At 69.2% G+C, this 9,113-nt stretch carries 9 protein-coding genes and 3 pseudogenes; 7 read left to right on the forward strand and 5 right to left on the reverse strand.

What is annotated here, in order from left to right:
- Positions 1-271: 271 nt before the first annotated feature.
- Positions 272-421: a hypothetical protein gene (locus GWI24_RS34505; protein WP_210949987.1), complete on the reverse strand. Its 150-nt coding sequence runs from the start codon at positions 419-421 to the stop codon at positions 272-274.
- Positions 422-473: 52 nt separating this feature from the next.
- Positions 474-1,234 (reverse strand): annotated as a pseudogene (locus GWI24_RS34510) (NAD(P)-dependent oxidoreductase); the annotation flags it as partial.
- 23 nt (positions 1,235-1,257) lie between these two features.
- On the opposite strand from GWI24_RS34510, the gene GWI24_RS34515 reads away from it, so the two are divergent.
- Positions 1,258-2,094 carry a hypothetical protein gene (locus GWI24_RS34515; RefSeq protein ID WP_210949988.1) on the forward strand — a complete coding sequence of 279 codons (837 nt, stop codon included), beginning with the start codon at positions 1,258-1,260 and terminating at the stop codon, positions 2,092-2,094.
- Positions 2,091-3,268 (forward strand): annotated as a pseudogene (locus GWI24_RS34525) (transposase). Before GWI24_RS34515 ends, GWI24_RS34525 begins: the two are co-directional and overlap by 4 nt.
- A 240-nt stretch (positions 3,269-3,508) precedes the next feature.
- On the opposite strand, the gene GWI24_RS34530 reads toward GWI24_RS34525, so the two are convergent.
- A complete protein-coding gene (locus GWI24_RS34530; protein ID WP_210949991.1) occupies positions 3,509-3,913 on the reverse strand; it encodes a MerR family transcriptional regulator in 405 nt (134 codons plus the stop codon).
- Positions 3,914-3,993: 80 nt separating this feature from the next.
- Here GWI24_RS34530 and GWI24_RS34535 point away from each other — a divergent pair, with 80 nt between their 5' ends.
- The 3 genes from GWI24_RS34535 to GWI24_RS34545 all read left to right on the forward strand — a co-directional run bounded on the left by GWI24_RS34535 (position 3,994) and on the right by GWI24_RS34545 (position 5,979).
- Positions 3,994-4,803: an alpha/beta fold hydrolase gene (locus tag GWI24_RS34535; RefSeq protein ID WP_210949992.1), complete on the forward strand. Its 810-nt coding sequence runs from the start codon at positions 3,994-3,996 to the stop codon at positions 4,801-4,803.
- 262 nt (positions 4,804-5,065) lie between these two features.
- Positions 5,066-5,377, forward strand: a complete 312-nt coding sequence (locus GWI24_RS45805) for a site-specific integrase (RefSeq protein WP_247617270.1) — start codon at positions 5,066-5,068, stop codon at positions 5,375-5,377.
- Between the two features lie 83 nt (positions 5,378-5,460).
- The gene (locus GWI24_RS34545) at positions 5,461-5,979 is read left to right on the forward strand and encodes a recombinase family protein (RefSeq protein ID WP_210949993.1); all 519 of its coding nucleotides are present in this window, start codon (positions 5,461-5,463) and stop codon (positions 5,977-5,979) included.
- Between the two features lie 213 nt (positions 5,980-6,192).
- Here GWI24_RS34545 and GWI24_RS34550 read toward each other — a convergent pair.
- A pseudogene (locus tag GWI24_RS34550) lies at positions 6,193-6,726 on the reverse strand (winged helix-turn-helix domain-containing protein); the annotation flags it as partial.
- A 343-nt stretch (positions 6,727-7,069) separates the two neighbouring features.
- On the reverse strand, positions 7,070-7,507 hold the full coding sequence (locus tag GWI24_RS34555) for a MarR family winged helix-turn-helix transcriptional regulator (RefSeq protein ID WP_210949994.1): 438 nt from the start codon (positions 7,505-7,507) through the stop codon (positions 7,070-7,072).
- Positions 7,508-7,668: 161 nt separating this feature from the next.
- On the opposite strand from GWI24_RS34555, the gene GWI24_RS34560 reads away from it, so the two are divergent.
- Positions 7,669-8,766 carry a substrate-binding domain-containing protein gene (locus tag GWI24_RS34560; RefSeq protein WP_210949996.1) on the forward strand — a complete coding sequence of 366 codons (1,098 nt, stop codon included), beginning with the start codon at positions 7,669-7,671 and terminating at the stop codon, positions 8,764-8,766.
- 111 nt (positions 8,767-8,877) lie between these two features.
- Positions 8,878-9,113: FmdB family zinc ribbon protein (locus GWI24_RS34565; protein ID WP_210949995.1), on the forward strand; the 236-nt coding region annotated here is incomplete at its 3' end.

The raw sequence follows: 9,113 nt of genomic DNA on the forward strand, positions 1-9,113 counted from the left end.
GACACCCACTTGCTTGGAACCGCACGGATGATCTAGATAGCCCGGGCGGACGCTGCATCCCGGCCGTTCAGCCCTGAACTTCATCGCCACCGACAGCGGCGCAGACAGAGAGTTGCCCAACAGAGCGTGGCCATTTCCTGCACTTCGGCCGGACACGAGGCACCCGCAGCAACCGCCCAGGTCCATGCGAGCACCGCTTCGTCCCTGGTGAGGGCCGCGATATCGGAAGGCCCCTGGGCTTCGTCCGGCAGTAGACGGTCCGCGCAGTAGGTCACCCGCAGATCCGGTACGGGAAGGTGAGACCGGTGTCCCGGTAGCCGGCGGCAAGGGAGGGACGCCATCCGTCGGCCAGTCTCTCGGCTGCCTGGCTGCGAGTCCGCCCCTGGTGGTTCCCGATCCCGTGCACGGCGAGGACCGTCATTCCGGAGCTTCCTCCCCCTTCTTCCTCGGGGTGCGCCCCGGCGCACGGAACGTCACGTGCAGGCCTGGCGGCGGTCCCGCCGCCCGCCCGGCCGCTCGTCGAAGCTGGCGAAGTAGGCCGCGGCCAGGTCCTCGTCGGCATGCCCCTGGGCGGTGGCCCGGGCGAACCGTTCGGCCACCGCCTCGGCGACATCGAGCCGCACGCCGCTGCGCTCGCCGGCCCGGACGACGAGCCCCGCGTCCTTCTCGGCGGTGGCCACGGCGAACGACGCCGGGGTCAGCTGTTCGTCGAGTACCAGCGCGGACTTGGCCCGCAGGTACCCCATGTCGAGCGGTCCTCCGCCGATGAGGTCGAAGAAACTCTGCGGGTCGACGCCGAGGCCCTTCGCGAGGGCCAGTACCTCACCGGTCGCGGCGGTGAGGCGAGCACCCAGCTGTTGGCCACCAGCTTCAGCCTGCTGGCGCTGCCCGCGGCCCCGTCCTCGCCGGTCCACACGGTCCTGGCGCCGACCGCGTCGGAGACCGGCGTGATCGTCTCCCTGCCGTCCTCGGGCCCGGCCGCCAGCACGGTCAGCCAGCCGGCCTCGGCGGGCTGGCGGGTGCCGAGGACCGGGGCGTCGTAGAACACCAGACCGTGCTCGCGCGCGAATCCGGCCAGGTCGGCGACCAGCTCGATCCCGGCGGTGGTGCGCTGCGCCCACACAGTGCCCGGACGCAGCGCCGGTGCGGCCTAAAGCATCACGTCCAGGACGGTGTTGCCGTCGTAGAGCATGGTCAGCACGGCATCGGCGCCCTCGACGGCCTCGGCGGGCGTGGTTCATCGCGGTCACCCGCGCGGTGGGCGGCTTCGGAGGGTTCGCGAAGCAGTACGAGCAGATCGAGAAGGTCTCCGCTCACCACGGCAACTTCTGGGAAGTGCTGCTGTACGGGCAGATCGGCCGGGACCGGGCGGTGATGTTCGACCTGGCCGACAACGACAAGCTGAAGTTCACCGCGACCAGTGAGGACAGCCGGGTGCTGGACGCCCTCGCGCACGCCCAGCGGCACCAGGCGGCCCGCGGTGAGTACATCACCGCCTTCAACGAGGCGGGCAAGGAGGTCGACATCTCCTTCACCACCCAGAACTGGCGCAAGGCCGCCCTCGACAAGAACCGGACCGGGCAGCTCGTCCGCAGGCACTTCGAAGCGATGGTCTTCACCGCGCTCGCTGAGGAACTGCGCACCGGCGACGTCGCGGTGGTCGGCTCGGAGGAGTACGCCGACTGGTCCGAGCAGCTGCTGGCCTGGGAGGTCGTCCAGGAGACGCTGGGGTCCTACCTGGTGGAGGTCGGCCTCGCCGAGGCGGGCAAGAGCGCGGAGTTCGACGCGAAGTGCTTCCGCCGGCAGCTGGAGGACAAGCTGCAAGGCGCCGCCGCGGCGGCGGACGCCGGGCACCCGGGCAACGACGGCCTGGTGATCGATCCGGAGACGGGCATCCCGTCGCTGAAGGCGTTTAGGGCGGACGGTCAGCGGCCCTCGGCGAAGCGGCTGGAGCAGGAGATCAAGGCGAGGATGCCAGAGCGTTCCCTGATGGGGATCGTGGCCCGGACCGCGTACTGGGTGGAGCGGTGGCGCCGCTTCGGCCCGCCATCCGGCAACGAGCCCAAGCTCACCGACCCCTGGGCCGCTATGTGATCGTCACGTTCGTCAAGGGCACCAACATGGGCCCGTACGAGGCCGCCCGGCACATCCCCGGCGTGAGCGGACACGAGCTGTCGTACGTCGCCAACAAGCACTTCTCGATCGTGCTGCTGAACGAGGCGGTCGCCGGCCTGGTGAACGCGCACGCCCGCCTGGACATCTCGCAGGCGTGGGGCGACGGGACCGCGGTGGCGGCGGACGGCACCCACATGGACACGTACCTCGACAACCTGCTCTCCGAGACGAGCGTGCGGTACGGCAAGCCGGGCGGGATCGCCTACCACCACGTCTCGGACACCTACATCGCGCTGTTCACGCACTTCATCCCGTGCGGGGTGTGGGAGGCCGTCTACATCATCGAGGGTCTGCTGAAGAACACCAGCGAGGTGCAGCCGACCACCGTGCACGCGGATACCTAAGGCCAGAGCTTCCCTGTCTTCGCGCTCGCCCACCTCCTGGGCTTCGACTTGATGCCCAGGATCAGGAACTGACCTTCTACCGGCCCAGCAAGACCACCGAGTACGTGCACATCGACGCGCTGTTCGGCGAGCCGGGCAAGCACGTCATCGACTTCGACCTGATCGAGTCCCAGTTCCGCCACCCGATGCGGGTGGCCGTCTCCGTGCGCGAGGGCACGATCTCCTCCTCCACACTGCTCAAGCGGCTGCGGTCGGGGTCGCGGAAGAACGCCACCTACGCGGCCTTCCGCGAGGTCGGCCGCGTGATCCGCACCGTCCAGCTGCTGCGCTACCTCTCGGACGCGCCGCTGCGCCGACGGGTAACGGCGGCGACCAACAAGATCGAGTCGTTCAACCGGTTCTCCCAGTGGATCGGCTTCGGCAACCGCGGCGTCATCGCCGACAACGACCCCATCGAGCAGGAGAAGGCGATGAAGTTCAACGCGCTGCTCACGAACGCGGTGATCTTCCACAACGCCCTGGACATCGCGGAGATCGTGCGGCAGCTGCTGGAGGAGGGATGGGAGATCGACCCGGAGGACCTGGCGCACATCTCGCCGTACCTGACCGAGCACATCAACCGGTTCGGCGAGTACAGCACACATGAACTCGGCATCCAGCCCGAGGCGTACGACCCGAAACTCGATGTCGACTTCACCCCGCTGCGTGAGCAGGACCTGACTGCCGTCGGCCTCGGTCAGGCCGCTTGACCGACCGCGAGTCCTCTTGTGTGGGCGCCGCTTCTCGTGGTGCGGTGTCAGGTCTGGGGCGATGGAGCGCCGGGCGGCGACCATCAGCCCGAAGGCCAGGGCGTAGCCGACAAGGTGCGAGCCGCCGCGGACAGTCTTGGCGGTAACGCCGGTGAAGTTCTGGTCGTGTTCTAGTCGAACATCAACCCGTACGACACCTTCCGTCTCGCAACGGCAAGCGGCTCGATCAGGGGCTTCCTGTCAGCTTGCCTCGGCACCGGCAGGTTGAGGCGGCCTCAGTGTCCCGGCGCCCCCTGAGGGCGCAGCGGTGATGATGGTGTCGAGGATCGCGCGCGACGCCTGTAGATCTTCGATGGCGCGGGTGATTCGCTCGCCCTCCCGTCGCAGTTGGGCGAGGAGGTCCGGGCAGGTGGACACGAGGAGCTCGTCGTCCGCCCGGATGCACGGCAGGACCTGGGCGATCAGAGCGGTCGGAAGCCCGGCCGCCAGCAGACAGCGAATGCGGCGCACTGTCTCGACGTCAGACTCGCCGTAGATGCGGTAGCCGCTGGGCAGCCTGTCGGGCGTCACGAGTCCTTGCTGTTCGTAGTAGCGCAGCAGCCGCTCATGGACCCCGGTACGCCGCACCATCTCCTTCATGCGCATGCCGCTCGCCTCATTCCTGCTCCAGTTGCCCACGCCGCGACTTGACTCTGACACTGATGTCGGAGTTTAGCGTCGGCGCCATGACCACTGATCACGCGCTTCCCACCCCTCACCTCGACGTTCTCGTGCAGGGGGGCGGCCCCGCACTTCTGCTCGCGCACGGCGCCGGCGGAGGCATCGAGGGGAACTTCGGCCTCGTCCTCGACGACCTCGCCCAGGACCACACCCTCGTCGGCCCGCACTACCCCGGGGCCGGTGGCTCTGCCGTAGCCATCGAACCCCTGGACCTGGACGACCTCGCCGACCGCCTGGTCGCGGCAGCCGTCGCGGCCGGCCAGGACTCGTTCGCCGTCCTCGGGGAGTCCCTCGGCAGCGCCGTGGCCGTCCGGATCGCCACACGGCACCCCGACCGTGTCCGGGCCCTCGTCCTCACCGCCGGCTTCGCTGCCGCCGACCCCGTCCTGGCGCTCGCCGCCCAGCTGATCAAGTCCCTGGCAGCCGCAGGTCAGTGGGAGGATGTGGCACGGCTCGCCCTTTTGTCCTGCATGTCCCCGGCGGACCTGGCGGACCTCGAACCGGCCGCCCTCGACGAACCGGTCGCCCAGACCCTGACCGCGATGCCGCCGGGCATGCTGGACCACTTCGACCTGGTGTCCCGCGTGGACGTCCGGGCCGACCTGGCGAAGGTGTCCGCCCCCACCCTGGTGGTGGCGCCGACCGGCGACCGACTGGTGCTGCCCGAGAGCTCGTACCGTCTGGCGGCCGGCATCCCAGGCGCCCGGCTGATCGAACTGCCCGGCGCCGCCCACATCCTGAACCCGGCAGACCGGGCGACCTGGCTCCGACACGTACGCGAGTTCCTCGCCGCACTCCCCGCCACGTCAGCGTGAGCGCACCACTCCTCACGGATCAGGCCGGTCCGCCCACGAAGCCGCCGACCCGGCGCCGGGCCGGCCTGCTCGTTCTCGCCACCACGACCTTCGTCGTCGTCACCACAGAGCTGCTGCCGGTCGGACTGCTGACACCGATCAGCGACGATCTGGGAGTCGCGCGATCACGGGTGGGGCTGCTGGTCACCGTGTACGCCTTCACCGTCGGCCTGACCGCGGCTCCGCTCACCCACTGGACCGCCGGCTGGCCCCGACGCTCGACGTGTGCCCGGAGACCGGCCGGGCCCGGCTCTCCTACCGCCGCGCTGAGGAGATCTTCGAGGAGAACACCAGGCTCCTGGCCAATCCCCTCGCCTCACCCGACGACACCGAGGACCTGGACGGCTGGACGCCTCACCGGCTCCGCCACAGTGCCCTGACACACGACGCGGAGGACGGCACCTCCACCCCGATGCTGCTGGCCCGCTCCCGCCACGCCTCCGTCCGCTCCCTGGAGCGATACGCCCGCCCCGGCGTCGACTCGGTCGCCCGGCACGTCGCCGAACGCGACCCCGCTGCACGTCGCCGCACGTAAGCCGAGCGGATCAGGGCTTCAAGATCATCCCATTGCCCCTTTGGCGCGTATCTCGGTCACACCCCATCTACGACCCCAACGGCATGGGCGCGATGTTCTTCGCCGTCCTGGCCGCCGCCGCCCAGATCGAGCGCAACTACATCCGGGAGAAGACCCTGGAGGGCCAGGTGACCGCCGCCGCGAAGGGCAACCACGGCGGACGGCCCAAGGTCATTGACGACGACATGCTCACCTTCGCCCGCGCGCTGAAGGACAAGGGCGTCCCCGTCCCGGAGATCGCGAAGAAGCTGACGATCAAGACCGGCAAGAACACCGGACAGGACCCCTCGGTCGCCTCCGTCTACCGCGCGCTCGCCGAAGCCGAGGAGACCCAAGCACCCGCAGGCGCACAGGTCATCGCCCCGCGCCGGCCGACCCGCGTGGACCTCACCGGACCCGGCAGCGGCACCGACCCCGAACTGATGGAACGCCGCCAGCGGCAGGTTCTCGGCGGCACCACCGACGACGTGGTGGACACGCTCGTTGAACAGCCCGAGGACCAGGCGAACGACGTCGTGGCCGCGCTGCTGGCACAGACCCGGAACGAAGGGGAGGATGCGTGATCCATCTGCCGCCGCACCGTACGAAGGGGCCGGGCGTTCGGCGCCACCCCCGAGCAGCCCGTCGGACCGCGCTCGCTCATGCTGCGTCGCGTGCCCTTGCCCGCGGGGTGAGTGAGCAGGCGGTGGCACAGCCGGGTGCGGGGGCCCGGACGCCAGGCGATCAGCCCGGCCACCGACAGGCGTCCCGAGCGTCGTCCGCTGACGGTGACACGACCGGGGTGTGGCCTCGCCGGCCCCAGGTGCGTCCTTTGGGCGGCCTGCGGGTGAAGCCCGCCTCGTCCTCAAAGCAGATGTAGCCCCTGCAGGCCGCCCGGGCCCTTTTACCTCCACCCAGGTCGCCTCCTTCCAGCCGGTCACGGCCTGCTCGTCGCGCTCGGCCACCCTGCGTGCGGGCATCTGCGGAGTGAAACCGAGCCGGCGCATCAGCCTCGTTGCGCCCGAGACGCTGTAGGAGACGTGGAACTTCCTGCCGATCAGCGTGGCCACCCGTGCAGCCGTCCACACCTGGTCTTCCGTCCAGCCGTGCGCGGCCGGCCCCTGCTCGAGATACCCGGCGAGCTTCTCCAGACAGCGCGGCGACAGGCGACACCGGCCCCCGCTCGGCCCTCGCGAAAGCAGCGCGTCGGCACCACCTTGCCGCCACAACTGCTGCCACTGGTAAGCCGACTTCACACTCACACGCAGCTGCCGGGCCACCTCGGGCGGTTTGGCCTGCTGAGCGAACAGCTCCGCCGCCTGTATCCGCACCGCTTCCCGGCGCCGCCGTGCTGCAGGCGTCAGCCCGCCCCCATCCGCATATCTCACGCACCACCGACTCCCGACAACACCAAACCCACATCAGGATGTTCCGCAAACATCACCCTAACGAGCCGAGATCAGTAACGAGCGGCGAACCAGGTGACAAGTAACCCGCGAGTAACCTTTGGATCGAAGGGGCGCGTGTGCCGCGCCGGGGTCCCCGTAGTAATCGCCGCGAAAACAACGAATATCGCTGACCTGCACTGATACGCCTCAGCGATGTTCGACTACGTGGCTTTATTCACAGTTTGTGGCTCTGCCGGAGTCAGCACGCTGACGAGAAGCGGAAACCTCAGCCGAGCCGCCTGGAGGCTCGCTGCAGCAGCGTCCGCAGCAGGGCCGTCTCCTCGGTGCCGACGGCGGTCACGATGTGCTCCTGTTCGCGTTCGACCGCTGCCGTCCACCGGGTCAGCGCCTCGCTTCCCCGCTCGGACGCGAATACCAGAACGCGCCGCCGGTCCGCTTCGTCCACCCGGCGTACGACCAGGTTGAGAGACACCATGCGGTCGACGACCTTGGTCAGGGTCGGCGCGGTCAGGAGGGCCGACTCGGCGACTTCGGTCATGGCATGGCCGACGCCGTCACCGAGGAACGACAACACGCGCCACTCCTCCAGCGTCGCGCCCTCCGCCTTCAGCGCCTCACCGAGCCGTTGGACGACGCTCCGTTCCACGAGCGTGAGCGCTCGCGCCAGGTCGAGTTCGGATACGGCCGCCTGGGTCGTGGTCATCGTCCTGCCAAGTGTCGTCGCGGTGTGGGGGTGCACTTCGGTGCTCGCCGTCGTGTAGACGCGCACGGCAGACGAGGTTCGCTTGAAGTGGTTCCACGATACAGTTATTTCCTTATCGCTGTGAAATATTCTCGTAGCATGCAATGGTTAGTGTGAGCCTTATGATCGAGAAGGCGTCTGTCCGACTCGGCTCTCCGGCAGGCAGGACCCGGGACGCGCTGGACGTCGCCCTGGTGATCCCGCTCCAGGGCCCCGCCGGAATCTTCGGCCCGTCCTGCGAGTGCTGCGCCCAGCTCGCGGCCGAGGAGGTCAACGCTGAGTCGGGCGTGCTGGGCAGGGAGTTGCGGCTGGTGCTCGTCGACGGCGGCGCGCCGCCCGAGCAGGTGGCGAGCGAGGTCGACGCGCTGATCTCCGGCGGCGTCGTCGACGCGGTGGCCGGCTGGCACATCTCCGCCGTCCGCGAGGTCGTCGCCCCGCGTATCGACAGCCGCGTGCCGTACGTCTACACCGCACTCTACGAAGGCGGTGAGCGGTCCCCGGGCGTGTTCCTCACCGGCGAGACCCCGAACCGCCAGCTGCGTCCCGCGCTGCAGTGGTTCGCCGGCGAGCTCGGCATCCGCCGCTGGACGATCGTCGGCGACGACTACATCTGGCCCCGCTCCTCCGCCCGCGCCGCCCACCGCTATCTACGGGAACTCGGCGGCGAGGTCTGTGACGAGATGTATGTGCCGCTCGGCACCGAGGACTTCGGCCCGGTCCTGGCCCGCGTCGCGGCCAGTGACTGCGAGGCCGTCCTCATGCTGCTGATCGGCGACGACGCGGTGCTCTTCAACCGGGCGTTCACCGCCACCGGACTCGATCGCGACCACATCCGGTTCAGCTCGCTGATCGAGGAGAACGTCCTGCTGGCGACCGGGCCGGAGAACACCCGGGGCCTGATGACGTCGGCCGGCTACTTCGAGGACCTGCCCACCGCGTCCGGCCTGGACTTCGCCGCCGCGTACGCGCGCCGGTTCGGTCCCAGGGCGCCGGTGCTCAACAGCCTCGGCGAGTCCTGCTACGAGGGCGTCCGCATGCTCACCGAGCTGCTGCGCCGGGCCGGCGGTGTCGACATGACCAGGATCCAGACCGGCGCCGAGGGCCTTGAGTACGAGTCCCCGCGCGGCACCGTGCAGATACGCGACCGCCATCTGCATCAGCGTGTGTTCCTCGCCGCGGCCGACGGGCTGCAGTGGGACGTGCTCCAGCAGCTGCCGTAGGCGAGACCGCGGCGCGGACATCCTTTTACACGCACGTAACACGGCGAACCCTTGCCCAATCACTTCGGTTGGAAATAGTTTTTTCTCGAATCTTTTCGAAGTGGGTTGCCCATGACCACCTATCAGTACCGCTGCCGAGACTGCGGAACCTTCGACGTGATCCGTCCGATGGGCCGCGCCCTCCCCGAAGAGCCGTGCGAAACGTGCGGCGACCAGGCGCGCCGGGACTTCACCGCCTCGATGCTCGCTCGTACCTCCGCCCCCCTGGCCCGCGCCCTGCGAGCCCAGGAGGCCAGCGCCCACGAACCGCGCATCGTCACCGAGATTCCACCGGGCCGCCGCCGACC

The sequence above is a fragment of the Streptomyces sp. MK37H genome, from assembly GCF_018035285.1.
GTDB lineage: Bacteria > Actinomycetota > Actinomycetes > Streptomycetales > Streptomycetaceae > Streptomyces > Streptomyces endocoffeicus.